This is a genomic window from Serratia sp. JSRIV004 (genome assembly GCF_019968705.1).
Taxonomy (GTDB): domain Bacteria; phylum Pseudomonadota; class Gammaproteobacteria; order Enterobacterales; family Enterobacteriaceae; genus Chania; species Chania fonticola_B.
In genome coordinates this window covers 3,601,749-3,625,623 of sequence record NZ_CP074140.1, presented here as the reverse complement: position 1 = coordinate 3,625,623, position 23,875 = coordinate 3,601,749, and the positions used below count along the sequence as shown (strand labels likewise).

Sequence of the window (23,875 nt, the reverse complement as noted above, 5' to 3'; positions counted from 1 at the left end):
GTTATGTAAATATTGGCGTAAACCCGCCGGGGCTGACTTACGCCAAATTACGAGGAATTAAATTATGAAAACTATCATTTCTGAACAATCCATTCGCGATGTTGCTAATCAGATGGTGAGGTCTTCTGACTCCATGTATCAGCAATTGCAGTGTACACATCAAGCGCCACAGCCATGTCAGGACGCCCAGTCTTGTGAAGGTCGGCCTGAACACCCCTCAGGTGTTTACCCAGTTTATGGGGATCAAATGCCATCTGGTCGATAAGTTCACCGATGAGTATGTTCCATGCCCCCTGACTGGCGACAATGGCGTCAACGATGGTTTTTTTGTCGTCAAACATATTTACCTCAAGTGTTATGCCGAAATGGGCTTAACCATTATTACATGTAACCAATTGAAATTGATCAACTAATTTCGGGAGTTATTTATGAATAAAGAAAAGTATTTAGCAAAAATTAAAAAGCTTCTCAATTTGGCACGTAAAGCGACTAATTCCAATGAAGCCGCCGCCGCGCTGCGTCAGGCGCAAAACCTGATGAAGCAGCACGGCGTCAGTGAGTCTGAAGCGGAGTTTATCGATATCAGCGAAGCAAGCACCAAAGGTTCTCCCAGCAATGCGCAGACACCGCCTAAATATCTGGGCTGGCTGGTAGAGGTGATCAATCGTGCTTTCGGTGTTCAGGCCATGTTTGACTGGCGCTATGGTAAGTACGGAACACCCCACCGGGTCGTGACGTTCTACGGGCCTGACAGTCGTCCCCAGATTGCCGCCTATGCCTTTGATGTTTTAGCCAGGCAAATGACAGCAGCCCGTAAAAATTTTATCGCAAAGATCCACAAGAACACCAAGCCTGCCACCAAAATCGCCCGGGCAGATCTGTTCTGCGAAGGTTGGGCTAACGGGGTCTATCAGATTGTGGCTGAACTGGCCCCGACAGAGTCAGAGACCACGTTAATGGCTGCTTATAAGCAGCGGCAGATGGACTCTGGCACGATGAAAACAAGCGCCTACAGAGAGGCTCGCGAGTGCAGCCGCAGCAATGAGGCCAGCGTCGCCGGTTTTGTTGCTGGGCGTCAGGCGCAGCTGAATCATGCTGTTAATGGTGCGACCAACGAAACCAAATTGATCGGAGGTCAACATGCTTAACGTTAAGGGTTGCGAATATCGCGATAACGGCAAGACCTGCGTTTACACCATGAGCAATCTCTCCACCGCAGTGGAAGTCCCTGAGTATCCAGGGAAGGCACGGTTCAGGTTTTACGACATTCGGGGTTATGCCATCCACAAAGGGGCGGTGAAACAGGAAATGAAGGCCGCCATCGAGCGCTACAAAACCAAATGGAGATTAGCCAAATGACCAACATCATGATCGATATCGAGACCTTGGGTAAAAAGCGCGGGTGTCCAGTGCTTTCCATCGCCGCCGTAGCGTTTGATCTACAGACCGGTAATGTGGGCGAAACCTTCTACGAGCGAATGGGTTATGACGCGGCTCTCGCCTATGGTTTGCCAGAAATAAGCACCCTGGAATGGTGGGGTAAACAGAGTGCAGAAGCTCGCGACGAAGCGTTTAACGGTAAGCGCTCCCCTGTCAGTGTTGCGTCTGAGTTGCGGGCTTTCCTGCATAACTCCGGTGGTGGTCGCTGTATCCCGTGGGGTAATGGTTCGGTCTTTGACATCAGTATTCTTGAAGGATGGTTTGACCGCGTCGATCCAATGGTTGACGCCAAGGGCGACGACATCTACCCCTGGAAGTTTTGGGATGTTGCAGACCTGCGCACCCTGGTGCGCCTGTCTGGAATTGATGTAAAAGCGATCCCGTTTGCCGGTGAGAAGCATAATGCGCTGGCCGATGCCCTGCATCAGGTGAAAGTTGCTCATGCCGCCTATAGCGCCCTTCCATCATCAAGCCGTGCCGCTCGGCGTATCAAGGAGTTGGAAGCCATCGCCACCGACTACGCCCTTAGATTCCAGAAGGCACAAGATGCGCTGAAGCACATGGCCCTGATGAACCGTCCCGAACATCAAGGAGGAGAAGATGGCCAAGTCAGCAACTGACCGCAAGGCAGAACAACGCGCAAAACTGGCCGCCAGCGGGGGGCTGAGGCACGAGTTGGTACTGACTCAGCCAGAGACCGAAGCGCTGGAGAGAAACCGCCAACGCCGAAACCCGGGGCGCTCTGCCTACAGCCGCAATGAGTATATAAGCCTGCTGATCCTCTGTGACGATCAGCGTCTTGAGCGGCAAGAGAAGGCGCTGGGGAGCTGCCAGCGCTGCGGCAAGGTTCTGCCTGGTGGCTGTAACGGTGACTTCAAAGGTGAAGCGGCCTGTTGGTTTACCCGTGACTGTCTTTCGATGAATTTAACCAGCGCCGTGACCGGTCACGCCAATTTACAAGGGGAAGGCTGATGAATAGCCTCGGGAATTTTACCGCCGCTGATTGGTTCATTACCGGTCAGATTGTGGTTATCTGGTTTTATATTGCAAGTAAAACAGGGGCGTGGATCACCTGGAATGTCATCAAACTCTTTACTGGCAGAAGCCCTAAAGGAAAGGTTGAAACTGCGATCAATCAAATTTTGGCGACGTATGAATTGAAGGCTGGAGAGGTTCTGCTCCTGGAAACATCCGATGGTTGGTGTTTGCAAATTTCCCAGCGAAAAGGAAAACAACATGACACCGAATGCTAAAAAATTGATTGGGGCTATCAAAGCCGGTCAGGCGTTCCTGGGCTGGGATGATACCACCTATCGCCAGACGCTTGAGCGCTTGATCGGGAAGACCAGCGCAACCCGATGCAGTCTGGAGGAACTCCAGACTGTCAAAGAGTACATGCACACGGCAGGGTTCCCCCGCCAGTCCAAAAAGCAGGGCCGTCGCCCCTCGGTGGCCAGTAGTCACAAAGGCCTTTTAAGCAAGGTCGAGGCGCTACTGGCTGATGCGGGCCGTCCGTGGTCTTATGCGGTCAGCATGGCGAAGCACATGTTTAACCGTGAGCGCGTGGACTGGTTGACAACGGACGAACTCACCAGGCTGATGCAAGCCCTGGTTATCGATGCCAAACGCAGGGGGAAACATGAAAATCACCGTCAACCATGAGGAACTGGCGAGAACAGAAGACCTCCTGCCCGAGTCGGCCAAAGTGTTGTTGCTCATTCTGGGGTATCCCGCGACAGCTAGGCTGATTGACCGTTTTGGCGGTGTCACATTATCGGCTAAAAGTGGCGCGGCTCAGGAGCGTTCCGGCGGCGTTCATTCGCTGTTACGTGAGGTGCTCAGCGATGAGGAATTGAAGAAATTAATCGCCTACCTGGGGGCCGCGCAGTTTTATATCCCCCGTTGTGATGCGGCACTGAGGCAACTGCGCAACACCCGATTTGTGGCGGCGGTTGCGGAGCGCCAGGAGGCGGGTCTTTCAATTCGCCAGGCGATGGCGGTATTATGCCCGCAATTCGGGATCAGTGACCGCATCGGCTGGCAGCTAATCAGTAAGCGACTTAACCAGGATAAACAGACGCAACCCGGGCTGTTCTGATGAACATGCGCCCCTCTGACGACACTGACTCACTCTTGCACCGGAGATTTATCATGACAAATTATGCCGCACTGGGCGAATATAACGCGTAATCCCGGCAGGCCAGCGATGCTGCCAGCCGCCGTTTTGCGTTTATGAAGAAGCATGGCTACCATGCTTAACCAGCAGGCAGAACAGCATGAGACCGTTTTAGACACCGCACTGTTACAACGTTCTCTTGACGACGTCACCTCAGCCGAGCGCGAAATGCGGGCGGCTGTCGAAAGAGCCAATCAGGCCGCTGCATTGTGTAACAAACCCATCATCACCCTGCCTTCCCTGTCAACATTCTGATTAATCAGCGCCCCGGTAAAAGGGGGCGCTGAAGCCTTTCCAGCGTTTCTCCCCCTCACTTTATTCCACAATCCCCCTACTTGTTAACGTGGCATTGCCATCCGATAACCATCAAGCGAGAAAAGTATGAGCGATCAGGGATTCTGGGAAGACTCATTGAAATGGATAGCTGACAACGCCCCCGCCCTCTATGCAGGTCTGGCGGCTATTGGCGTGTCGTCGATGATGAACATAAAAGATGGACAACCCAAAAAATACACCATTACCAGCGCCATCGTGTGCGGGATTGTTGCGACCAGCCTCAGTGGACTACTGGAACATGTTGGCTTGCCATCAAGCGCCGCTGCGCTGGTCGGCGGGATCATTGGCTTCATTGGCGCGGACAAGCTGCGCGATATCGCCAACACCCTCGCAAACCGACGGATCAATGGGACCACTCAGGACGGGAAAAATGAAAATAAGCAATAACGGCCTGGCCTTGATTAAAGCATTTGAAGGCCTGTCGCTGACGGCTTATCCCGACCCGGGGACAGGGGGAGCGCCCTGGACGATTGGCTGGGGGCATACTGGGCCTGAGGTTAAACCCGGCTTAACCTGGACTCAGGCGCAGGCTAAACAGGCGTTAAACGATGACGTGGCTCGATTTGAGCGTGATGTAAGGACGCTCGTGAAGGTCGAGATCAATCAGAACCAGTTCGACGCGCTGGTCAGCTTCGCCTTTAACGTCGGGAGCGATATCGACGAGGACGACGTGCCCGAGGGGCTGGGGGACAGCACGCTGTTACGCAAGCTCAATGCCGGTGACTATGAGGGGGCTGCGAATGAGTTTGTGAAGTGGAACAATTCCGCAGGCAAGGTCATGAAGGGCTTAACCCGTCGCCGCGCCGCTGAGCGGGATTTGTTCCTGAAACCATGCCGCTAATCACAAAAGACCTGTTAGTACTGGCGGCGATCACGGTGGGGTATTTCGCTGTGGACAGCTACTTCACTACGCAAGCAACGGTGAAGACGCTCAGGGATGAGAATAAAACCCTCTCCGACACATTGGCTGCCAGCCGTAAGCAGCATAACGGCGAACAGGTTGTCGGTCAGCAGGGTTTGACATACAGCCAGCAGGGAACGGCAAAGCAGGAGAAAACGCAGATTGAAATCCGTCAACAAATCATCCGGGAACCCTGCGCGGGCCAGTCTGTTCCTGATGCTAGTGGTCAGCGGTTGTGGCGGTACGCCGAGCAGACCCGCGCCGCAGCCCTATCAGATGCTGCCCGCGAACCTGACCGCCTCCCGGCTGGCTCCGCTTCCGGGAAATAATCCCGGGCGGCTGACCTACGGGGAGTCGGTGACGTGGAACATCGGGCTGCTGGAGACCCTACGCCAGGGTAACTGTGACAAAGCATTGATCCGGCAGATTGAGCAACTCAGGGCCAGCGGGGAAACAGGCAAAACGTTACCCCCTCCGCCTGAGTGCAAATTATTAACCTCAGAGTATGAATAGCATGGCAGTAATGAGTTTTCAGTCATACGGATATAGCGCAGAGCCGGTTCGCGTCATGGTTGAGCGCATCACCCATTTTTATGGGGTCGACTATAACGGCAGGTCCGGGACCACCCTCGTATTAGACACCGGGAAAGAGGTCATTGTTGGGGAATACGCCAGCGACGTCCAACGCAAGATTGAGGAAGCTCAGAAGGAGCGCTAATGGCCTGGCCACAGGACACACGGGACAAAGTCCGCAAAGGATACATCTTTGACCAGCTATCACTGGAGATGGTCTCCCTCAAGTGCAGTGTCCCGTTTGACACGGTGCGCCGCTGGAAAGCGGCAGCCGCCAAAAAAGGCGACGACTGGGACAAGCTGCGCGTGGCGCACACGTTGGCGGGAGATGGTTTGGAGAGCATGGCTCGCACGGTGTTGATCAGTCTGGTGATTAAGTGCCAGGCCACGCTGGAACTCGTAAACCAAAACCCCGATATTCCGCCCAAAGAGTCCGTCGAGTTGTTGGCCAGTCTGTCAGACAGCCTGAGCAAGGCAGTGGCTTCCAGTAAGAAAATCCTGCCAGAGACCGACCGGTTGGCTACGGCGCTGGAGGTGGTTCAGAAGATGGGCGACTTTATCAGCAAGAAAAATCCGGCACTTTACGTGCCGTTCGTCGAAGTCCTGGAACAGTTCGCCAGCGTGCTGGAGGATGAGTTTCGTTAGCTATGCGGCCCAAGAAGCGCCGCAAGTGTGATCGGTTACTGTCAGAACCAACGTCGGTGAACGCTTGGAGATCATGAAAAGCAAGAGGGTTACATCATGAATAAACTTAATTCAGTCTGGTTGGAACAGGCCCGAGAAAAGGCTTTTAGTGTGGCCCGCTCGATGGATCCACAAACAATTTCCCGCGTTCGAAAAGAGCTTGGCCGTTTACTGGAAAAGGGAGCGTCATTCCATGAAGCCAGAACAGTGCTAGAAATTTGGCCTTGTTAATTTCGCCTAACTCTGGGGGCAGTACGGTCATCGTGCCGTGTTTTTCATGCGCACTCAACAGCATACTTAGTTGAGTGAATCGCTCATAAAGCACGGCCAAAACGGGCAGAGGTAAATCAGTCCATTGATCATCATTAAAAACATAATCTTCAATAGCCTGATCTGCCAGCGGTTCATATTCAAACTGATAGATCGTATTCGATATGTCCGTAGTTTTGCCTTTAAAACGAGAACCCAGCGGCCAGATAAGCGCATTTGCTTCAAAGCCTGTTCCCTCAAGAGGCTTAAATGATGACAGCGGCTTTCCTGTCACCCCCTGAATAAAACGTTCGAGTAATTCGATTTGTCTGGCACCCATTTGAATTTCCTTTGAAGTGAAAGGAAAAAGCTTACATAAAAAAGGGTTACACGTTAAGCATAATCAGGAATTTTATGGCCAAGAGAAAAAAGACGCTCAAGGAGTTCCAGCAGGAACTGGCTGAGTACATCGCCAGCATACGCCAAACCATCGAAGCCGAGTGTCTGGGTTTTGCTGTCGATCCGCAGGCGACTAAAGCGCGATGCGCTGCCGTGGCCGATCCGGTCACTGGGTATGATTATTTTGTGGAGACGTATTTCCCGCACTACGTCCGTAACCCGGCAAAAAGTGAACTGCACAAGTATTTATTCAAGCGACTGCCGCAGATTATCGCCAGCCCTGACGGTGAGAACGACGCCATCGCGGCCCCGCGTGGCGAAGCAAAATCGACGCTGGTCAGCCAGTTGTTCGTTTTGTGGACCCTTATTCGGGCTATCAAGCATTACCCGGTCATCATTATGGACTCGATAGACCAGGCGTATCCGATGCTGGAAGCCATCAAGGCGGAACTGGAGTTTAACCCACGTTTAAAAAACGACTTCCCGGCGGCGTGTGGCCAGGGACGCGTCTGGCGGATGGGGACCATTGTCACCGCCAACAATATCAAAGTCACGGTCGCGGGTAGCGGTAAAAAGCTGCGTGGTCTGCGTCATGGCCCGTACCGTCCTGACCTGGTTATCCTGGACGATATCGAGAACGACGAGATGGTCCGCAACCATGAGCAGCGGGACAAGCTTCACGACTGGTTAACGAAGACCGTCATGCCGCTCGGGGAAGCGGGCGGGAAAACCGATATCGTCTACATCGGTACTATTCTCCACTACGATTCCGTTCTCTCCCGAACGCTGGATAACCCGATGTGGAAAACTGCCCGATTTAAGGCTGTGATCCAGTGGCCCGCCAACATGAAGTTGTGGGACGAGTGGGAAGAACTGATCCGCAACAAGCAGGTACAGGAAGCAGAACGCTATTACATCGAGAATGAGGCCGCCATGCTGAAGGACGCGATCGTTTCATGGGCGGCGCGTCCGCTGCTGGCACTGATGAAAATCCGCGTTCGTGACGGTCATGACACCTTCGACAGTGAATACCAGAACGACCCGGTCAGCGGCGAGGATGCGCTGTTCGTGGGCTGTATCAATTTCTGGGTGAACCGGCTCAACGAATGGGTATTTTATGGCGCGGTTGACCCGAGCCTCGGCAAGAAGAACAAGAAGCGTGACCCGTCCGCCATTCTGGTCGGGGGCTTTAATCGCTACACCGGGATCCTGGACGTTGTGGAGGCCGATATCCGTCGCCGTTTACCCGATAAAATTATTGAAGACACCATCAAGTACCAGCGCGAATGGCACTGCCTTTGCTGGTCCATTGAGGCGGTCCAGTTTCAGGAGTTTTTACGCACCGTGTTAGTTGAACGTTCCGCCAAATTAGGCGTCCCGGTTCCGGCGCTGCCGGTCATTCCGCTGGAAGATAAGGCCCTGCGTATCGAGTCGTTACAGCCGCACATGGTCAACGGCCTGATCCGTGTCAGTCCGGCACACCAGACCCTGATTGACCAGCTCAGACACTACCCGAAGGCAGACCACGACGACGGCCCGGACTGTCTCGATATGCTCTGGCGGCTTGCGGTCTCACGCAGTGCGAAATTTCAGGTCCACACGCCACGCGGTGCTTCGCGTGATCGTGATGGTCGTTTTGGTTCAGGAGGGGGCTGGTAATGGCCATTGTTGACAGGTACGGGCAACCGTTACAGCGCGAGGCCCTGAAGACGGCGCAGACGGTGAAGGTGGCGGAGCGCCTGCGCATTTATCCCGATCACCCGTCACGCGGGTTGAATATTCGCCGCCTGCCGCGCATTCTGGAAGCCGCCGAGCAGGGCAACCTGTCCGCTCAGGCGTGCCTGTTCGGCGATATGGAAGAACGTGACGGCCACCTGTTCGCCGAGATGGAGAAGCGGCGCAATGCGCTGTTAACGCTGGACTGGTCCATCGAGCCGCCCCTGAATGCCAGCGCTGAGGAGTTGAAACTCACCGCCGCCGTGGCCGATTGGATGGGCGGGATCCCCAATATGGAAGACGTCATCCTCAACGGCATGAGTGCCGTCGGCTATGGCTTCAGCTGTCAGGAGATGGCGTGGGAACGGGTCGATAACATCTGGTTGCCGGAGTCGCTGACCAAGCGCCCTCACCACTGGTTTAACACCTTGCCGGACCAGGGCGACGAAATTCGTCTCGACGATGGCAGTTATCAGGAGGGGAAAAGTGGATCGGCGCTGTGGCCGTTTGGCTGGCTGGTTCACCGCAACAATGCCCGGTCTGGTTTCATCGGCTCGTCGGGACTGTTCCGCGTGTTGGTCTGGCCGTATCTGTTCAAGAACTTTGCGCTGCGCGACCTCGCCGAGTTCCTGGAGATTTACGGCCTTCCTGCACGTATTGCCTACTACGCTCAGGGGACCAGCGACGAAGACCGCGACCAAATCCTTCAGGCGTTGGTCCATCTCGGTCATGAGGCCGTGGCCGCCATTCCGCAGGGGAATGAAATCAAGTTTGAAAGTGCGGCGAGCGGGCGTGAAACGCCCTTTATGGCGATGATCGACTGGTCGGAACGTACCGTCTCCAAAGCGATTTTAGGCAGTACGCTGACTAGCCAGGCCGACGGTAAAACCTCGACCAACGCGCTGGGGAACGTCCACAACGAGGTCCGCCACGATATCCTGACCGCCGACGCCCGTCAGTTGGAGGGGATGTTTCTAAGCCTCACCCAGATGATGGCCGCCCTCAACGGCTACGGCCATATCAGAACGCGACGCCTCCCGCGTTTTGTCTTCGATACCCAGGAAGAAATCGCGTTTAAAGACTGGGCCACGGCCCTGGCCACGCTGGTGAACGATGTCCGTCTGCCGGATATCCCGCAGTCGTGGGTCCGCAAAAAAATCGGCATCCCGACACCGAAGGATGGCGAGCCGGTGCTGGCGCTGCCTGCGGTCAGCGATAACACCGCCAGCCTCAGCCGTATTCGTGAGGACCTGCGCCTGGCCGCGTTGAGCCAGGCGAAGGAAGACGACGACCCGGCACAACGCGCCATCGACCGCGCCGACCTCCCAGCAGAGGCGATTAATCAGGGGATGCAGGCGTTACTGACCCCACTGGTTGCCGCACTCCAGCAGGGCCACAGCGCGGATGAGGCAATGAACATCCTGGCGCACGCGTGGCCGACCCTCCCGGATGCAGCACTGCGGCAGTTGCTGGAGCAGGCCCTTTTTGTTTCGGATATCTGGGGGCGACTGAATGCCGACAGCTGACGATGTTGATCTGGGGTACGCCTACACGCTGGCCCCAGAAGAGGCGATCCGTTATTTCGAAAGCAAGGGCTACGCCATCGGTTTCAACTGGCACGACGTGCAGACGGTGGCCCATGCCCGGGCGTTCACGGTCGCGGGCGTTCTGAAACTCGATGTGTTGCAGGATATCCGGGGCGGGTTGCACTCGGCACTGAAAAACGGCGACACCTATCAGGAGTTTGTGAAGACCCTGCAGCCGGTACTGGAGGCGAAGGGCTGGATGGGGAAAGGACTGGTCGCCGATCCTGATACCGGGGAACTCCAGGGTAAGCAGTTAACGCCGCGCCGACTACAGACCCTGTTCAACACCAACATACAGTCCAGCTATAACGCAGGCCGTTACGTTCAGCAGATGGCCAACGTGGCCGACCGTCCCTATTTTGAGCGCGTCGCCGTGATGGACATCCACACCCGGCCCAAACATGCCGCGCTGAACGGTTTCACCGCCCCCGCAGACGACCCGGTCTGGGAATTCCTCTACACCCCCGACGGGTACGGTTGCCGCTGCCGTATACGCGCCCGCTCGCAGTCTGACGTCGACAAGTATGGTCTCAACGTTCAGCGCAGCGAAGGTCGCCTGGTGGAGGTTGAGCAAGAATACTGCCAGCCCGGGAAGACCATCAAGACGATGGGTCTCACGATGCCGGATGGCAGCGTCTACACCGCCGACCCGGGGTTCGGGTTCAATCCGGGCAAGGTGGCCTATCAGCCGCAACTGGAAAAGTATGATTACCTGTCGGCGCGTCAGTACGTTACCGGCTCCCTGACCGGTCCCGATTTTGCACAGGGCCTGAAGAACGTCACGCAGTTGGACAAACAGCAGCACTACCCGGTCGCCGTGCTCTCCCCGTCCCAGGTCAGGCAGACCGCCGCCGAGTTTCAGGCGGTCAACATCGGTGCAACTGTCATGCAGCAGTTAGCCAGCACTGGCGCACCGCCCAGGCTGTCAGATTACGTCCTGATGCAACAGACCATCGAGAACGCGCAGCAACTCACGCAGGACGGTAAAGCCTGGCGCTATGCGATGAAATCAGGCGACCGCTGGTCGGTGGCCACTGTCGATGGTGACGAGCTGATCGCCTGGTCAATGCAGGACACCCCGGGGACATGATGGACATTAAAATAGACCTGACCGCCTATAACACCACGCTGGGAAAACTCATCCGCTCAACGACCCAGCGGCATGACCTGATGACGGCGCTGGCGGGCACCCTGCTCGATGTGGTGGAAACCAATTTCCAACACGAGGGCCGCCCCAAGTGGATGGGCTGGAGTCCTGCCTATGCCAGGCAACGCGGTTCCGGACAAATCCTCCAGAAGTCCGGGCGACTGGCGGCCAGTATCCGCGCCGCCGTAACGAATGACGACGCCACGGTCGGGACAAATGTTCGCTACGCGAGGATCCACAACGAGGGCGGCGAGATTAAGCACTCGGCCAAAAGCCAAAATCTCTATTTCAAGCAGTACAAGAACGGCAGCGTCAGCCGCCAGTTCGTCAAAAAGCGTAACAGTAATTTTGTGCAAAGTGCCACGGTCGGTGCCTATACCGTGAAGATGCCAGCGCGTCCATTCCTGCAAATTGTTGACAGCGATATTACTGATCTGGAAGACACCGCCAATCGCTATTTTGCCCGAGTGATTGACTAAGTGCATACAAACGCGCTGTAATCCCCGCTACGCGTTTTTGTCCCCTTGAATGCAGTCCGATGGCTCTGACCCGGTTAAAACCGCGCAGGCGCGTTTTTAAAAAGGGTTTAAAAGCGGTTTGGCCTCCAGTCCCCCCTGCATTAAACACACCTAAGCGCTGAACCCTCTCAGCCGCTACCGATATTCCAGGCGCGTCATCATGCGTGTCATGAAAACACGTATCGCGGCTTTAGCCCTCGAAATCAACAGCACCGCCAACGAGATCCAGCTGTTCCCCGCCGGGGAGTTTGCTGGCGTCGATGGTCGTCCCTTCGATGTCGACGGCGGCAAATGGATCATTAACGCCGAGTTGGCTGCCGCTCTGGTGGCGCAGGTCGACGCGGCAAAAAACCCTTTCGTCATTGACTACGAACACCAAACGCTGCACAGCGCCAAGAACGGCAAGCCCGCCCCGGCTGCGGGCTGGTTCAGCAAGGTGGAATGGCGTGAAGGCGATGGTCTGTATGCGATAGGCGTCGAATGGACGGCCAACGCGGCGGCGATGATTGCGGCAAAAGAATACCGCTTTATTTCCCCCGTCTTTAGCTACAACAAACGTGGCGAGGTTCGCCAACTGCTTCACGCCGCGCTCACCAACACCCCCGCGTTAGACGACATGGACGAGGTGATGCTTGCCGCTGCCAGTCGTCTGGCGTCCTTATCAACCGAATCGGAGACCACAACCGTGGACGAAGAATATTTAGCAGAGCTACTCACCAGCATTCGCTGGATGCTGAACCTGCCCGTCACTGCAACCCCGGAAGAAATCAAAGCCGAACTTCAAAAAGTGATCGACGCGATTTCGACGGGCCAGGGAACAGCTGCCGCCTCTGTCGGGCTGCTTGCGCTGCTGGCTCAACGCGATGAACAAATCGCCAGCCTGTCAGCCAATGCGTATGACCCCTCGAAACACTCCCCGATTGAGGTCGTCACCGAATTACAGACGCGCCTGGCGGCAATGTCGCAAACCTCCAGCACCGCTGAAGTCGACACGCTGGTTCAGGCCGCACTGTCGGATGGCCGCCTGTTGTCGGTTCAGGAGCAATGGGCGAAGGACTACGGCAAAAAGGACCTGGCCGCGCTCAAGTCCTGGCTGGGCAACGCCCCGAAAATTGCCGCCCTGACTCATCAGCAGAGCGAGGATTTTATTCCACCGAAGCCGGAAGACAAAATCAGCGTGGCGCAGTTAACCGCCGAACAAATCGCACTGTGTAACCAGTTCGGCAACGACCCGGCAGAAATGGCCAAATTACTGAAGGATTAACACTATGGATCGTAATACGTGGCGTAAAGACGGGCTGCGCATCGCCTTAAAGGTCGCCAGCGGTGTGAAAATTTACGGGGGCCATATGGTCGCCATCAATGAGGAAGGTTTCGCCGTGCCCGCCGACAGGGGCAGCGACACCGATAATCTGGCGGTCAGCGGTGTTTCCGACGAGTTCGTGGATAACACGGGCGGCGCAGACGGCGACGTGATCGTGCTAATCCGGCGCGGTGGGGCTTTTTGCCTGGCTAACAGCGCATCCAAACCGGTGACGCAGGCGTTGGTCGGCAGACGTTGCCAGGTGCAAGACAGCGTGACCGTCGCCGTTGATGCCACCTCGAAACGCACTGCCGGTACTGTGATCGAAGTGTCTCCAGACGGCGTCTGGGTTTACATCTCTTAAGGAGTCATAAAAAAATGATTGTTAACAAGGCGAATATTCAGCTGTTTTTCGTCAACCTTAAAACCACGTTTAACGGGGCATTAAAAACCGCCCCGACGCAGTGGCAAAAGGTGGCGATGAAAATCCAGTCAACGGGGCGCGCCAATGATTACAGCTGGCTGTCCAGCTTCCCAGGTATGCGTAAGTGGATTGGTGACAAGGTCATCAAATCACTGGCGGCCTTTAAATACACCGTCATTAACGATGACTGGGAAGCCACCATCGAGGTCGACCGCAACGACCTTCAGGACGACCAGACCGGGATTTATGCCATCCAGGCCAAATCCGCGGGAGAATCGGCGGCACAGCTGCCTGACGATCTGGTCTTTGGGCTAATTAATACGTCGTTCAGCACCCCGTGTTACGACGGCCAGTATTATTTTGACACCGACCACCCGATGGGCGATGGCGTCTTCTCCAACAAAGGGACAAAAGCGCTGTCCTGCGCCTCTCTTGCAGCGGCTCAAGCGTCGTTCGGGGTGGCGCGTACCCAAATGCGCAAGGTCAAGGACGATGACAATCGACCGCTGAATGTGAACCCGAATATTCTCCTGGTCCCGGTAGCCCTGGAAGACACCGCTCGCACTCTGATGACGGCTGACCGCCTGGAGGATGGCAAGGTCAACATATACAAGGGGACCGCCGAGGTTGTCGCCGAGCCGCGTTTAACCAGTGACACCGCCTGGTTCCTGCTGGACACCAGCAAAGCGATCACGCCGTTCTTCTATCAGGAACGTGAAGCCCCGCACCCGGTTGAACAAACCGATCTCAATGCGGACGATGTTTTCAACCGCAAAAAATTCAAATTCGGCGCAGAAGCTCGCGGCGCGGCAGGTTTTGGTCTGTGGCAACTGGGCTACGGTTCTATCGGAACGGAGGCATAAGACATGGAAAAGGTTATCGACATCACCGCCAAACGCGACGGTTTTCGCCGTTGCGGTATGGCCCACAGCGACACCACTCAGACCTGGCCGCTGGATACGTTCACGCCTAAACAGATTGCGGAGCTTCAGGCCGAGCCGATGCTGGTCGTGGCCATCCGTAACCAGGACGATACGGCAAACAGCGGAGGCGGCCAGCTCGATGTGCTAAAGCAAAAGGTTCTCCAGCTTGAGGGGGATATTCAAATCCTGGTGACGCAGGAGTCCACCGCCAAGGATGAGATCGCCACGCTGACCAAAGACCTGGAAACGGCCCGTCAGTGCGTGACTGACCTGACTGCTGCACTGGACACCGAACGTCAGACATCTGCTGACCTGGCGACGCAGTTGGCGGCCGCCACTGAGAAGAAAGGGAAATAACCATGCCCTACGCCACACCAGAGCAGTTCGTTAAAACCTTCAGCGAACGGGAGACCGTTTCACTGACCGACGAAAAGCGCACCGGCACGGTCGACAACGACAAGCTGACCTTTGCGCTGGAGCGTGCCAGTAACGTCATCGATGGCTACCTGGTGGGGCGTTACAAAACACCGTGGCCGGACAGCCCGGGGATCCTGATCGGCTACTGCTGCGACATTACCCGCTACCAACTGGCCACGGATCACCGGATTTTGTCCGAGGAAATGCGCCTGCGTTATGACGACTCGATCAAGTTTCTGGAGAAAGTGGCCAGCGGCAAGATAAACCTCGGGCGCGACACGTCCGGTGGCGTGATCCCGTCATCGTCTCAGATGCGGATTTATTCGGGTGTTCGCCAGTTCGGTCGTGAGTCTACTGACGGGGGGGCGTTTTGATCACCGATATTGAACTGGCCCTGGTCGACCGTCTGCGTCGTGGTCTTGGGCAGATGATCCTCGATGTTACGACCTACGCAGGCGAACTGGACGACGACATGGGGAAAATCCTCCGTCGCCTCCCCGGTGTCTGGGTCACGTTCGGCGGGATCCAAAAGACCGAGCGTTGCAGCACATCTCGCCAGAAGCGGAGAGTGACGGGCCGTTTTGTGGTCGTGGTCGGCGACTACAACACCCGTGACGAACAGAGTACCCGGCACGGCGGCGTCAATCTCAATGAGGTGGGGACCAACCTCCTGGTGGAGTCGGTTCGCCGACTCATCACCGGGCAGGATTTGGGGATGAAAATCGACTATTTCGAGCCTGGTCGGGTCCGCACCTTGTTTAACTCGAAAACGGAAGACAAGGCGGCATCGGTCTTTGCCTGTGAATTTGATACGACGTGGATTGAACTGGCGCTGGAGAATGGCCAATGGCCTGAGCGATCGACAGACGCGGACGCACCGGATGCCGCGTTTAATACCTACAGGAGTCAACTGTCTGACCCAGACCCTGATTTACTGCATATCGGGATGCGCTATCACTCATCAGGAACGGTAGCGGCAGATGACCCCGAAGACCTGCTCGAACTGAGGAAAGAGAACAATGGCAACAATCAAGGTTAAAGCAGCCCCGGGGGTGGATAAATTCCCGAAGGAGCGCGACGTAAAAAACTACATCACCGGGGAGCCGGTCGAGGTTGAAAGCTCGGCCTATTACCGCCGCGCCCTCAAAGAGGGCGATTTGCTGCGGGTTAATGAGGTTACACCGCCAGCGACGTCCGGCAGACAGGCTCCGGCCAGCAAAGCCGACACCGCGCAGGATAAAACAACCAAGAAGGCGTCAGAAAATGAGTGAGATCCAGTTTGACACCATCCCGAACAGCATCCGCAAACCGGGAGTATACATTGAGTTTAACACCCGTCTGGCGGTTAACACGCTTCCGGGGAACCCTCAGCGGGTTCTGGTGATCGGGCCGATGTTACCCTCCGGCACTGCCGAGCCGCTGACCCCAGTCTCTGTGTTCTCTGACGACGAGGCCGCGACTTATTTCGGCGCGGGTTCGCTGGCAGCCAACATGGCCAGCGCGGCCATTACCGCCAACCGCTACCTTCAACTGGATGTTATCGGTATTGAAAATGGAAACGCCGGGGTGGCCGCGAGCGGTGGCTTGAAGATTGCAGGCACCGCCACAAAGAGCGGGACGATCACGGTGTGGATTGCCGGGAAACAGGTTGCGGTGAACGTGGGCAGCGGCGACAAGCCCGACACTATCATTCCAGCCCTGGTGGCAGCGATGGCGCAGGATCCGACGCTCCTGGTCTCCGGTGCGTATGACTCACAGGACAGCCAGCTTACGCTCTCCGCCCGCACTTTTGGCGAATGGGGTAACGGTATCACGCTACAGGCCAGCACCACCGCCAGCGGCCTGACGCTCACCCTCACTCCCATGGCGGGCGGTGAAATGGACCCCGATATTCAGCCCGCGCTGGATGCCGTCTTTGCGGCGGGCCATAACATCCTGATCTGCCCGTTCAGCACCGATGACGCACTGGCGGCGCTGAGTGAACACCTGACCAGCACCGGTAGCGCAATGGAGCAACGTGGCGCGGTCGGTTGTGCGGGCTGGGTCGGCAGTCTCGGTACGGGGACGACGCTCGCCGCCCAGGTGAACAACGGGCGAGTGTCCATTCCCTGGTATCGCGGGTCGCAAAAGTTGCCCGCCATCCTTGCGGCAACGTATGGCGCAGTGATGGCCAGCGAAGAAGACCCCGCCCGCCCACTCAATACCCTCCCGCTGAAAGGGATGGATATTGTTTCCATGACGCAGCGAGAAGGCCGCAATGAACAGGAAAGCGCCTTGTATAACGGTCTTACCCCGATTGAGGTCGGCCCGGGTAATACGGTGCAGATTGTCCGTGCGGTCAGTTCGTACATCGTCAATCAGCAAGGCGTCGAGGATCCGGCCCTGCTGGATATTACCTCTATCCGTACGTTGGATTACACCCGGAAAGCCTGCCGTGAACGTATGAGCCTGCGCTTTCCGCGTGAAAAACTCAATATACGCACACCGCCAAAAGTTAAAAGCGAGCTTTACGACGTGCTGACCAAGCTGGATGACGCGGAAATTCTGGAGAACGTGGCCGCCAACAAGGACAAGCTTATCGTCAAGCCAAGTGAGTTTGATCCAAACCGCTGTGATTCGGTCATCCCGGTTGACGTCGTCAATGGCCTGCATGTTTTCGCAGGCCGTATCGATATGATTTTGTAAGGAGGGTTACCGCATGGCGCTTGAAGAATACGTCGGTTCGATTGTGCTGGAGATTGACAGCCAGGAAATCGAAATCACCGACCTGGATGTACAAATCGCAACGGGCCGCAAGCTCGTTAAAACGATGAACAAAACCGGTAAGGCAAAAGGCTTTTCCCGGGGTATCGCGACCTATGAACTGTCTGTATCGGCGGTTATTCCTGATACCGACGAGCCGGACTGGGAGGGTCTGGAAGGCGTGAAGATCTCCATTTACCCCCTGAATAACAGCGGTAAACGGACGTCATACCTGGATTGCTTCACCGTGGAGGTGGGTGAGAAATATACGGTCGACAATGAAGCTAAAGTCGATATCAAACTGGCTGCTTTGAGGAAGGTTGACGCATGACACAGGTCAAGACAGAGACCGGGACCCTGCTGGATGGGATCCCGTTCGGTGACACCGTCCATTGTGAATTTGAGATCCGCTTGCCGGTGATGAAGATGACCGGCCAGGCCCTCGAAGACACGGAGGAAAAATACGGCACCATTGAAGGCTACGCGGCTGATTCGTTCTACAGAACGGCGGTTTTTGCGTTGGCGCTTATTCGCCTCGGCGATATTCCTGCTGAGGCGCTGACGGCGGAGCTGTTAAACGACAATCTGACCGAAGACGACTATGACGTACTGAGTGCAGCGATTAAGCGACTGAAGGTAAAGCGGAACGGCGGGAATCCCGGCTCGCCGGGATCAGACTCGCCGCCCTTGCCCTCGGGCGATACGGCATCACCGAAGAACACATAATGCAGATGAGCCGTCCGGAACTGGACGGCAGACTGGCGGCCCTCAGCAAACTGAACGGCAACAAGCCCGGTAAAAAGGATCCTGCCGTCACTCACAAGTCCTTTAAGTCCCGCAGAACGAAACGTAAAAAAGGGAAAACGCGCAATGGCCGGTAACTTCAAAGTTGGCATGACCCTGACGGCAAAGGATGACGCCTCTGCGGTACTGGCCAAGGGCCTGAAACTCACCACCAAAGCCGCTAGCGATGCGGAAAAGGCGGTTGGAAGCGCTGGCGACGCGGCGAAGAAAAGCAGCGAGCAAGGTGCTCGAGGGGCCAGAACAGCGGCGGATGAGTCCCGACGCGCTGCGGCAGCCCGTGAAAATCTTGGCGTTCGTGCCGAGCGTACCATCCAGCGAGAAATAGCCCAGACCATCGCCAGTTACAACCGACTGACGCGTAGCGGCGTTGTATCCGCCCAGGAGCAGGATAAAGCCTTCAGGTCGATGAAAGGCCGCATCCGGGAACTGCGCCAGGAAATGCGCGGATTCAGCCGGGTGGCTGAAGCCAAACGCATTGGCGGTAATACCATGAGCATTGCGGGAGGGCTGGCCGCTGGTGTCGCCATGACAGCCGCCCCCGTAAACCGTCAAATGGTTTATGAACGCCAGCTCTCCATGATGGCGAATACTGCATTCAGCGACGGCGGCCAGGCCGGGCGGTTGGCGGGACGTGACAAGCTGAAAACCAGCATTCGCCAGGCTGTCGGTTACGGTGGTGGCACCAAAGAAGACGCCTCGGAAGCGATGAACCAGATGCTGGCCAGCGGCGTGGTGTCTTATGACTCTGCGAACACGCTACTGCCGGAAATTATGAAAAGCGCCACCGCCTCCGGTGCGTCTGCGCTCGACCTTGCCACGCTGGCCATCAAGGGAAAGCAGTCTTTCGGCCTGAAGGATGAAGACATTTCCACCATGTTGAATATGTCCATCGCCGCAGGTAAAGCCGGTAACTTTGAACTCAAAGACATGGCTCGCTGGCTGGCACCACAGATGGCCACTGCGGGGGCTGCGGGGATGAAGGGCATGGACGACTTCGCCAAGCTGTTGACCCTGAACGAAGTCGCCGGGGTCACGGCAGGCAGCAGCGACGAAGCCGGGAATAATGTCGTCAACCTGCTGGCCAAACTCACCAGCCGTGAGGCGGCAGACTCCGCTGCCCGTATCAAGATCAACGGCCACGGCATCGACTTGCCTGGCACACTGGCGAACGCCCGTGAAAAAGGGATTGACCCTATCGAAGCATTCTCCCGGGTAGTGGATAAGGTTGTGGGCAGCGATAAACGCTATCAGCAACTCCAAGCGAAGATGGCCAGCACGAAAGACGATGGCGAACGCAGAGCCGTGATGGAGTCGATGGCCAGTCTTCTGGAAGGGAGCGGCGTTGGTAAAATCATGGCAGATCGCCAGGCGCTGATGGCCTTGCTGGCTTACCGTAACAATCCGGAATACCGAAAACAGGTCGAGGCTGAGATTAACCAGCAGCGCACCTTGCCTGTCGGCAAACGGGCCGGGGATGAAGATTTTGCTTTTATTACAAGCACCAACGATTACAAGGTTGAGCAGGCAAAGAACACGGCCGATTTTGCGCAGATGGACAGCGTAAAAAGTCTGGCCGATGCGGCGGGGGCAGCGTCGGGAAAATTGACAGACCTGGCGCAAGAATTCCCGGGGTTGGCGACTGCCGCCGCCGGGGCGGCGACCGCTATCCAGTCGATGACCGCTGCGGCAGTGGCCTTTGCAGGACTCAAGTTTATTAGCGGAGGGGGGAAAGGTGATGGCGGGTTATCAGACACCGTCGACAGTCTGAAAGACACCGCTGGCGTCGCGGAAACACTGGGCATAGGCGTTTCGGGTGCGCTCGGGGCAGCGTCAAAAATAGCCGGTCCCGCCATGGCCGTGACCTCTATTGCCACGTTTACCACGGATGAGGAAGATACCGCATTAAACGGCAGCGAGGAACGCTGGAAACAGATCCGCGCCAACTACCCGCAGTCCACCATCGACGCCGCCCGGAAAAAATACCAGCCCTGGTATCAGTTCGGAGAAGGTTACTCAACGGAAAACGAGCAATGGATCCAGCGTTATCTGGCCGACCAGCAGAGCAGCGCCGGGAATGCGTCCGTTTCGCCAGACCAGGTCACTGCCGTCACGCAAGGAGGGAGCGGTCAAGGTACGACACCCGGGGTGAGGAACAACACGCCCCCTCAGCAGGCACAAGCCGGATCACCGCCCACGACCCCGGTTAATGTCACGACACAGTTGGTCGTTGATGGCCACGTTCTGGCGGAGGCGGTCAACGCCTACAACGTGCAGGACGGTAACAGAGGCACAGGAGGATCCCAATAATGGGCTGGGCTGACAATCTGCAAATCGCATCATTCAGGGGCGTGACGTTTGACGTCACGGCCACAAACGAACAAATCAGCCGCGACCACGCGCAGTATGAATACCCACACGTCGACGGTGCAGACGTGAAGGACCTGGGGCGCAAGCCAAGGACGTTCCGCTTGACGGCGTTTCTGTGGGGTAATACTTACGAATACCGGTTACAGCGCTTGATGGCGGTCCTGGACGAGCCTGGCGACGGCGAACTGATCCACCCGGTCTATGGCTCTGTCCCGTCAGTCATCGTCACCCGTTACGACATCCAGCACGATGCAGAGGCTCCTGACAGCTGCACGGTGGAGCTGAACTTCCTGGAGAACAGAACCGGGTTCAGGCTGTTCAGCACGGCATTACCGGAGATGTTCGGCAGTGCATTATTCGACGAACTAGACCAGCTCACCGACGAGTTGGGCGACTTTTTCGCCGCGATCACTGCGCCATTAAATACCGTTAACAGTCTCATTAAACGGGGTAAAACCATTGAGTCCGCACTCATTAACACGCTGTTGACCTTTAAAAGCGACGTGCGCTTTAGCGCCGAGCAGTGGGTCGGGCTGGCCAGTGCCCCTGATACGTTTATTCAGGAGCTGGGCAACGTTCTGGAGGTTCACACGGCGAACGTGGCCAGCGCAGTGCCCTCACTGGCACTGTCCGCTCCCGTGACGACACTCGGGATAGCTCCCCGCGCCCCTGACGTGGCAACGCCATCGACCGTGATCTCCAGTTGGAATGAGATTGTCAGCGACATGGACAGCCTGGTCGACTTGCCGGAGTCCTTTATTAATGGCGACGTGACCCCGAGCGTCCCGCTGCCATCGGGTTCGTCGCTGTCTGACGTGCAGGACGTTAAAGCGGCGTATTCCATTTCAGCCGTGGCGGAGTTGGCCAGCGCGGCCTGTGCGATATTATCAGATGAAGCACAGACAACCTTACTCACACCTGACGATATCGAACGGCTGGTCCACGACGTCCGCACCCGGATCCAGTCTGCCATCACGTTCTTGCGTTCACGTTACGAGCCAGCGCGGGCGCTGATAACCGAAACCACGGCACCGGTCGGGATCATGTGGCTGACGCTGGTCGACCGACTGGAGACCATCGGGCTGGCCGTACAAGGTTTAGGTCTGCTGGTCCTGTCGCGTCGACCACCGCTGACGCGTAAACGCGTCCAGACCGATAGCTGTCTGCGCCTTCTGGCGCATGACTGGTACACCGACCACAACCGCGCAGCAGAGTTGCTTCGCCTCAATCCACAGGTTCGGGATCCGAACCTCATCACCGCCGGGATGGTTCTCAATGCCTACGCAAAATGATGACCGGGAAGTGATCAGCCTGGTCATTGCTGGCCGATCTCACGCCGACTGGTCAAGCTATCGCATCGACAGCGATTTTCTAAAGCCTGCGGACGCCTGGCAATTATCGCTTGGCCTGCCGGATAAGGTCTTTCCGGCGGACATTGTGCGCGGCGCGATCGTCAGGCTACAGGTGGGCGGTGAGACCGTCCTCAGTGGTCGGATTGATACAGTCAGCCGCATTGTCTCCCGGCAAAACTATTCGCTGGCACTGAGCGGGCGCGATGACGCGGCCATTCTGGTCGACTGCGCCGCGCCGGTGTTCAGTGCCAACCAGCTTGGCCTGGACGACGTGATCGAGAAGATAGTTCGCCCCCTGGGGATCGGTAATATCCGCATACAGGCCGACAGTGCGCCACGTAACGACAAGGTGACGATCGAGCCGGGAACACGCGCATGGGACGCACTGGAAAAAGCCGCCGCCGGTCGCGGTCTCTGGCCCTGGATGGCGGCTGACGGGACGTTAATCGTCGGTGGCCCTGACTACTCGGCAAGCCCGGTCGCTACGCTGGTTCTGAAGAATGACGGTGCGGGTAATAACGTATTATCCCTGGAAGATAACCGCTCCATGAATGGCTGTTTTTCAACGCTGACCGCGCTGGCACAGAGCCACGCCCGCAGCGCAGACAGTCAGAGTGATACCGCGCCGCTCCCCATCGATATCTGGGACGATAACGGTGGCGTCAGACGCAACGCCGTCAGCGACAATACCGTTGACAGCCAGACAGGCACCCACAATATGAAGGCCGTCGCCACCGACCCAACGGTGTCGTATTACCGTCCGCAGATCATCACCCTCGGGGACACCAACAACAGGGAGCAGGTGAACTACAGAGCAAAAAAAGAGATGAGCGACGCCCGTCTGTCAGGCTGGGATATCAGCGCCGAGGTAGCGGGCCACAGAACCCCGGAGGGCATCCTGTGGGAACCTGGTCAGCGGGTCCGCATTGTCAGTGAACCCCACGGACTGGACGCCATTTTCTTCCTGATGGGTCGCCAGTTCAGTGGAGGGCGCAATGGCCAGACCACCCGCCTCAGATTTAAAGAGGATGGCGTGTGGATCCCCGACGCGTTCCCGCGTGAGAAAAAACGCCGCCACCGCCGTGGCAAGAAAGACAATAACGACGTGGCCATTGTGGACGTATAAGGGGATTACGATGTGGCAAAAAGTGAATCAGCGCATTGCGCAGGCGCTCCAGAACATCCGTCAGGCGTTCCGTGTGGTCACCGGCTCAGCCAACAGCACAACGAAGGTCCAGATGATCCAGCTCAGTGGTCTGGCCGGGGAGCGGCTGGACGGGGCGGAGTATTTTCAGCACTACGGCTACACCTCCAACCCGCCCGCCGGGTGCATGGGAATAGCTGTCCCGCTCAATGGCCAAACGTCCCACACCGTCATCGTGGCGACTGAGCACGGCGGCTACAGACTGACGGCGCTCAAGACCGGCGAGGTGGCACTGTATACCGATGAGGGCACCCGCATCGTCCTCAAGCGCGGGAAGATTATCGAGGCGACCTGCGACGTCTACCGCGTCAAGTGCAAAACATATGAGGTGGACGCCGAAGAAAGCGCCGACTTTACGACGCCTAAAGTCACTGCCAGTCAGCAGGTTATCGCAACGGGGAAAATCAGCGGTAACGGCGGTATGGACATCAAAGGCGGTGGTGATGGCGCAACGGCAACGTTTGAGGGTACACTCCGCCAGACCGCTGGCAATTATGAGACAGATGGCGACGTGAAAGCCGGAACCATTTCACTGACGGGTCACGACCATCCAAACGGCAACGGCGGCAAACCCACTGGTCACCCCATCCCCTAAACGCTGAACCCCCTCAGCC

The 23,875-nt window shown here is 56.8% G+C and carries 33 protein-coding genes; 31 read left to right on the top strand and 2 right to left on the bottom strand.

Features of this window, described 5'->3' with window-relative positions; all coding sequences use genetic code 11:
* Positions 1-104: 104 nt before the first annotated feature.
* The gene (locus KGP21_RS17460) at positions 105-341 is read right to left on the bottom strand and encodes a hypothetical protein (RefSeq protein WP_223535891.1); all 237 of its coding nucleotides are present in this window, start codon (positions 339-341) and stop codon (positions 105-107) included.
* An 87-nt stretch (positions 342-428) separates the two neighbouring features.
* Here KGP21_RS17460 and KGP21_RS17455 point away from each other — a divergent pair, with 87 nt between their 5' ends.
* From KGP21_RS17455 to KGP21_RS17400, 12 genes are all read left to right on the top strand, one after another.
* The gene (locus tag KGP21_RS17455) at positions 429-1,148 is read left to right on the top strand and encodes a DUF2786 domain-containing protein (RefSeq protein WP_223535889.1); all 720 of its coding nucleotides are present in this window, start codon (positions 429-431) and stop codon (positions 1,146-1,148) included.
* Complete coding sequence (locus KGP21_RS17450) at positions 1,141-1,359, top strand: hypothetical protein (RefSeq protein ID WP_223535887.1); 219 nt, start codon at positions 1,141-1,143, stop codon at positions 1,357-1,359. The genes KGP21_RS17455 and KGP21_RS17450 overlap by 8 nt, the downstream gene beginning before the upstream one ends.
* The gene (locus tag KGP21_RS17445) at positions 1,341-2,060 is read left to right on the top strand and encodes a 3'-5' exonuclease (protein WP_223535885.1); all 720 of its coding nucleotides are present in this window, start codon (positions 1,341-1,343) and stop codon (positions 2,058-2,060) included. Before KGP21_RS17450 ends, KGP21_RS17445 begins: the two co-directional genes overlap by 19 nt.
* Positions 2,041-2,412, top strand: a complete 372-nt coding sequence (locus tag KGP21_RS17440; protein WP_223535883.1) for a hypothetical protein — start codon at positions 2,041-2,043, stop codon at positions 2,410-2,412. Before KGP21_RS17445 ends, KGP21_RS17440 begins: the two co-directional genes overlap by 20 nt.
* A complete protein-coding gene (locus tag KGP21_RS17435; protein ID WP_223535880.1) occupies positions 2,412-2,693 on the top strand; it encodes a DUF4752 family protein in 282 nt (93 codons plus the stop codon). Before KGP21_RS17440 ends, KGP21_RS17435 begins: the two co-directional genes overlap by 1 nt.
* The gene (locus KGP21_RS17430) at positions 2,677-3,102 is read left to right on the top strand and encodes a gp16 family protein (protein ID WP_223535877.1); all 426 of its coding nucleotides are present in this window, start codon (positions 2,677-2,679) and stop codon (positions 3,100-3,102) included. Before KGP21_RS17435 ends, KGP21_RS17430 begins: the two co-directional genes overlap by 17 nt.
* Entirely contained in the window at positions 3,080-3,538 is a 459-nt protein-coding gene (locus KGP21_RS17425) for a mor transcription activator family protein (RefSeq protein WP_223535875.1), read from the top strand. The genes KGP21_RS17430 and KGP21_RS17425 overlap by 23 nt, the downstream gene beginning before the upstream one ends.
* Positions 3,539-3,682: 144 nt before the next feature.
* Entirely contained in the window at positions 3,683-3,871 is a 189-nt protein-coding gene (locus KGP21_RS17420) for a hypothetical protein (protein WP_223535873.1), read from the top strand.
* A 126-nt stretch (positions 3,872-3,997) separates the two neighbouring features.
* A complete protein-coding gene (locus KGP21_RS17415) occupies positions 3,998-4,339 on the top strand; it encodes a phage holin, lambda family (protein WP_223535871.1) in 342 nt (113 codons plus the stop codon).
* A complete protein-coding gene (locus KGP21_RS17410) occupies positions 4,323-4,793 on the top strand; it encodes a lysozyme (protein WP_223535869.1) in 471 nt (156 codons plus the stop codon). Before KGP21_RS17415 ends, KGP21_RS17410 begins: the two co-directional genes overlap by 17 nt.
* A complete protein-coding gene (locus KGP21_RS17405) occupies positions 4,784-5,182 on the top strand; it encodes a hypothetical protein (protein ID WP_223535866.1) in 399 nt (132 codons plus the stop codon). Before KGP21_RS17410 ends, KGP21_RS17405 begins: the two co-directional genes overlap by 10 nt.
* Positions 5,183-5,570: 388 nt before the next feature.
* Positions 5,571-6,071, top strand: a complete 501-nt coding sequence (locus KGP21_RS17400) for a DUF1804 family protein (protein WP_223535864.1) — start codon at positions 5,571-5,573, stop codon at positions 6,069-6,071.
* Positions 6,072-6,216: 145 nt separating this feature from the next.
* Here the strand turns inward: KGP21_RS17400 and KGP21_RS17395 are convergent, their stop codons facing one another.
* The gene (locus KGP21_RS17395; protein ID WP_223535862.1) at positions 6,217-6,699 is read right to left on the bottom strand and encodes a hypothetical protein; all 483 of its coding nucleotides are present in this window, start codon (positions 6,697-6,699) and stop codon (positions 6,217-6,219) included.
* A gap of 74 nt (positions 6,700-6,773) precedes the next feature.
* Here KGP21_RS17395 and terL point away from each other — a divergent pair, with 74 nt between their 5' ends.
* From terL to KGP21_RS17300, 19 genes are all read left to right on the top strand, one after another.
* Complete coding sequence (gene terL / locus KGP21_RS17390) at positions 6,774-8,417, top strand: phage terminase large subunit (protein ID WP_223535860.1); 1,644 nt, start codon at positions 6,774-6,776, stop codon at positions 8,415-8,417.
* The gene (locus KGP21_RS17385) at positions 8,417-10,000 is read left to right on the top strand and encodes a DUF935 domain-containing protein (protein WP_223499000.1); all 1,584 of its coding nucleotides are present in this window, start codon (positions 8,417-8,419) and stop codon (positions 9,998-10,000) included. Before terL ends, KGP21_RS17385 begins: the two co-directional genes overlap by 1 nt.
* Complete coding sequence (locus KGP21_RS17380; RefSeq protein ID WP_223535858.1) at positions 9,987-11,150, top strand: phage minor head protein; 1,164 nt, start codon at positions 9,987-9,989, stop codon at positions 11,148-11,150. The genes KGP21_RS17385 and KGP21_RS17380 overlap by 14 nt, the downstream gene beginning before the upstream one ends.
* Positions 11,150-11,686 (top strand): phage virion morphogenesis protein, encoded by a 537-nt coding sequence (locus KGP21_RS17375; RefSeq protein WP_223535856.1) that lies wholly within the window; start codon positions 11,150-11,152, stop codon positions 11,684-11,686. The genes KGP21_RS17380 and KGP21_RS17375 overlap by 1 nt, the downstream gene beginning before the upstream one ends.
* Before the next feature lie 208 nt (positions 11,687-11,894).
* On the top strand, positions 11,895-12,989 hold the full coding sequence (locus KGP21_RS17370; protein WP_223498997.1) for a phage protease: 1,095 nt from the start codon (positions 11,895-11,897) through the stop codon (positions 12,987-12,989).
* 4 nt (positions 12,990-12,993) lie between these two features.
* Entirely contained in the window at positions 12,994-13,392 is a 399-nt protein-coding gene (locus KGP21_RS17365; RefSeq protein ID WP_223498996.1) for a hypothetical protein, read from the top strand.
* 14 nt (positions 13,393-13,406) lie between these two features.
* Positions 13,407-14,315 carry a Mu-like prophage major head subunit gpT family protein gene (locus tag KGP21_RS17360; protein WP_223498995.1) on the top strand — a complete coding sequence of 303 codons (909 nt, stop codon included), beginning with the start codon at positions 13,407-13,409 and terminating at the stop codon, positions 14,313-14,315.
* A gap of 3 nt (positions 14,316-14,318) precedes the next feature.
* Positions 14,319-14,732 carry an HI1506-related protein gene (locus tag KGP21_RS17355; protein WP_223498994.1) on the top strand — a complete coding sequence of 138 codons (414 nt, stop codon included), beginning with the start codon at positions 14,319-14,321 and terminating at the stop codon, positions 14,730-14,732.
* A 2-nt stretch (positions 14,733-14,734) separates the two neighbouring features.
* Positions 14,735-15,166 carry a gp436 family protein gene (locus KGP21_RS17350; RefSeq protein ID WP_223535855.1) on the top strand — a complete coding sequence of 144 codons (432 nt, stop codon included), beginning with the start codon at positions 14,735-14,737 and terminating at the stop codon, positions 15,164-15,166.
* Positions 15,163-15,831 (top strand): DUF1834 family protein, encoded by a 669-nt coding sequence (locus KGP21_RS17345; protein WP_223498992.1) that lies wholly within the window; start codon positions 15,163-15,165, stop codon positions 15,829-15,831. Before KGP21_RS17350 ends, KGP21_RS17345 begins: the two co-directional genes overlap by 4 nt.
* Positions 15,812-16,063 carry a DUF2635 domain-containing protein gene (locus KGP21_RS17340; RefSeq protein WP_223535854.1) on the top strand — a complete coding sequence of 84 codons (252 nt, stop codon included), beginning with the start codon at positions 15,812-15,814 and terminating at the stop codon, positions 16,061-16,063. Before KGP21_RS17345 ends, KGP21_RS17340 begins: the two co-directional genes overlap by 20 nt.
* Positions 16,056-17,477 (top strand): phage tail sheath C-terminal domain-containing protein, encoded by a 1,422-nt coding sequence (locus KGP21_RS17335; RefSeq protein WP_223498990.1) that lies wholly within the window; start codon positions 16,056-16,058, stop codon positions 17,475-17,477. Before KGP21_RS17340 ends, KGP21_RS17335 begins: the two co-directional genes overlap by 8 nt.
* 13 nt (positions 17,478-17,490) lie before the next feature.
* On the top strand, positions 17,491-17,865 hold the full coding sequence (locus KGP21_RS17330; protein WP_223535853.1) for a phage tail protein: 375 nt from the start codon (positions 17,491-17,493) through the stop codon (positions 17,863-17,865).
* Complete coding sequence (locus tag KGP21_RS17325) at positions 17,862-18,260, top strand: hypothetical protein (RefSeq protein WP_223498988.1); 399 nt, start codon at positions 17,862-17,864, stop codon at positions 18,258-18,260. The genes KGP21_RS17330 and KGP21_RS17325 overlap by 4 nt, the downstream gene beginning before the upstream one ends.
* Positions 18,260-18,415: a hypothetical protein gene (locus KGP21_RS17320; RefSeq protein WP_223498987.1), complete on the top strand. Its 156-nt coding sequence runs from the start codon at positions 18,260-18,262 to the stop codon at positions 18,413-18,415. The genes KGP21_RS17325 and KGP21_RS17320 overlap by 1 nt, the downstream gene beginning before the upstream one ends.
* A complete protein-coding gene (locus KGP21_RS17315) occupies positions 18,405-20,645 on the top strand; it encodes a phage tail tape measure protein (protein WP_223498986.1) in 2,241 nt (746 codons plus the stop codon). Before KGP21_RS17320 ends, KGP21_RS17315 begins: the two co-directional genes overlap by 11 nt.
* 41 nt (positions 20,646-20,686) lie before the next feature.
* Positions 20,687-21,997, top strand: coding sequence for a DNA circularization protein (locus KGP21_RS17310; RefSeq protein ID WP_245398477.1), 1,311 nt, complete (start codon positions 20,687-20,689; stop codon positions 21,995-21,997).
* Entirely contained in the window at positions 21,981-23,183 is a 1,203-nt protein-coding gene (locus KGP21_RS17305; protein ID WP_223498984.1) for a phage baseplate assembly protein, read from the top strand. Before KGP21_RS17310 ends, KGP21_RS17305 begins: the two co-directional genes overlap by 17 nt.
* A gap of 10 nt (positions 23,184-23,193) precedes the next feature.
* Positions 23,194-23,856: a phage baseplate assembly protein V gene (locus tag KGP21_RS17300; protein WP_223498983.1), complete on the top strand. Its 663-nt coding sequence runs from the start codon at positions 23,194-23,196 to the stop codon at positions 23,854-23,856.
* Positions 23,857-23,875 lie beyond the last annotated feature (19 nt).

Coding starts and splice junctions, on each gene's coding strand:
- KGP21_RS17440 (WP_223535883.1), top strand. CDS start 2,041: ATGGCCAAGTCAGCAACTGACCGCAAGGCAGAACAACGCGCAAAACTG.
- KGP21_RS17430 (WP_223535877.1), top strand. CDS start 2,677: ATGACACCGAATGCTAAAAAATTGATTGGGGCTATCAAAGCCGGTCAG.
- KGP21_RS17460 (WP_223535891.1), bottom strand. CDS start 341: ATGTTTGACGACAAAAAAACCATCGTTGACGCCATTGTCGCCAGTCAG.
- KGP21_RS17395 (WP_223535862.1), bottom strand. CDS start 6,699: ATGGGTGCCAGACAAATCGAATTACTCGAACGTTTTATTCAGGGGGTG.
- KGP21_RS17415 (WP_223535871.1), top strand. CDS start 3,998: ATGAGCGATCAGGGATTCTGGGAAGACTCATTGAAATGGATAGCTGAC.
- KGP21_RS17325 (WP_223498988.1), top strand. CDS start 17,862: ATGACACAGGTCAAGACAGAGACCGGGACCCTGCTGGATGGGATCCCG.
- KGP21_RS17360 (WP_223498995.1), top strand. CDS start 13,407: ATGATTGTTAACAAGGCGAATATTCAGCTGTTTTTCGTCAACCTTAAA.
- KGP21_RS17385 (WP_223499000.1), top strand. CDS start 8,417: ATGGCCATTGTTGACAGGTACGGGCAACCGTTACAGCGCGAGGCCCTG.
- KGP21_RS17405 (WP_223535866.1), top strand. CDS start 4,784: ATGCCGCTAATCACAAAAGACCTGTTAGTACTGGCGGCGATCACGGTG.
- KGP21_RS17365 (WP_223498996.1), top strand. CDS start 12,994: ATGGATCGTAATACGTGGCGTAAAGACGGGCTGCGCATCGCCTTAAAG.
- KGP21_RS17370 (WP_223498997.1), top strand. CDS start 11,895: ATGAAAACACGTATCGCGGCTTTAGCCCTCGAAATCAACAGCACCGCC.
- KGP21_RS17375 (WP_223535856.1), top strand. CDS start 11,150: ATGGACATTAAAATAGACCTGACCGCCTATAACACCACGCTGGGAAAA.
- KGP21_RS17445 (WP_223535885.1), top strand. CDS start 1,341: ATGGAGATTAGCCAAATGACCAACATCATGATCGATATCGAGACCTTG.
- KGP21_RS17355 (WP_223498994.1), top strand. CDS start 14,319: ATGGAAAAGGTTATCGACATCACCGCCAAACGCGACGGTTTTCGCCGT.
- KGP21_RS17330 (WP_223535853.1), top strand. CDS start 17,491: ATGGCGCTTGAAGAATACGTCGGTTCGATTGTGCTGGAGATTGACAGC.
- KGP21_RS17410 (WP_223535869.1), top strand. CDS start 4,323: ATGAAAATAAGCAATAACGGCCTGGCCTTGATTAAAGCATTTGAAGGC.
- KGP21_RS17425 (WP_223535875.1), top strand. CDS start 3,080: ATGAAAATCACCGTCAACCATGAGGAACTGGCGAGAACAGAAGACCTC.
- KGP21_RS17335 (WP_223498990.1), top strand. CDS start 16,056: ATGAGTGAGATCCAGTTTGACACCATCCCGAACAGCATCCGCAAACCG.
- KGP21_RS17305 (WP_223498984.1), top strand. CDS start 21,981: ATGCCTACGCAAAATGATGACCGGGAAGTGATCAGCCTGGTCATTGCT.
- KGP21_RS17420 (WP_223535873.1), top strand. CDS start 3,683: ATGGCTACCATGCTTAACCAGCAGGCAGAACAGCATGAGACCGTTTTA.
- terL (WP_223535860.1), top strand. CDS start 6,774: ATGGCCAAGAGAAAAAAGACGCTCAAGGAGTTCCAGCAGGAACTGGCT.
- KGP21_RS17320 (WP_223498987.1), top strand. CDS start 18,260: ATGCAGATGAGCCGTCCGGAACTGGACGGCAGACTGGCGGCCCTCAGC.
- KGP21_RS17435 (WP_223535880.1), top strand. CDS start 2,412: ATGAATAGCCTCGGGAATTTTACCGCCGCTGATTGGTTCATTACCGGT.
- KGP21_RS17315 (WP_223498986.1), top strand. CDS start 18,405: ATGGCCGGTAACTTCAAAGTTGGCATGACCCTGACGGCAAAGGATGAC.
- KGP21_RS17455 (WP_223535889.1), top strand. CDS start 429: ATGAATAAAGAAAAGTATTTAGCAAAAATTAAAAAGCTTCTCAATTTG.
- KGP21_RS17400 (WP_223535864.1), top strand. CDS start 5,571: ATGGCCTGGCCACAGGACACACGGGACAAAGTCCGCAAAGGATACATC.
- KGP21_RS17350 (WP_223535855.1), top strand. CDS start 14,735: ATGCCCTACGCCACACCAGAGCAGTTCGTTAAAACCTTCAGCGAACGG.
- KGP21_RS17450 (WP_223535887.1), top strand. CDS start 1,141: ATGCTTAACGTTAAGGGTTGCGAATATCGCGATAACGGCAAGACCTGC.
- KGP21_RS17380 (WP_223535858.1), top strand. CDS start 9,987: ATGCCGACAGCTGACGATGTTGATCTGGGGTACGCCTACACGCTGGCC.
- KGP21_RS17300 (WP_223498983.1), top strand. CDS start 23,194: ATGTGGCAAAAAGTGAATCAGCGCATTGCGCAGGCGCTCCAGAACATC.
- KGP21_RS17340 (WP_223535854.1), top strand. CDS start 15,812: ATGGCAACAATCAAGGTTAAAGCAGCCCCGGGGGTGGATAAATTCCCG.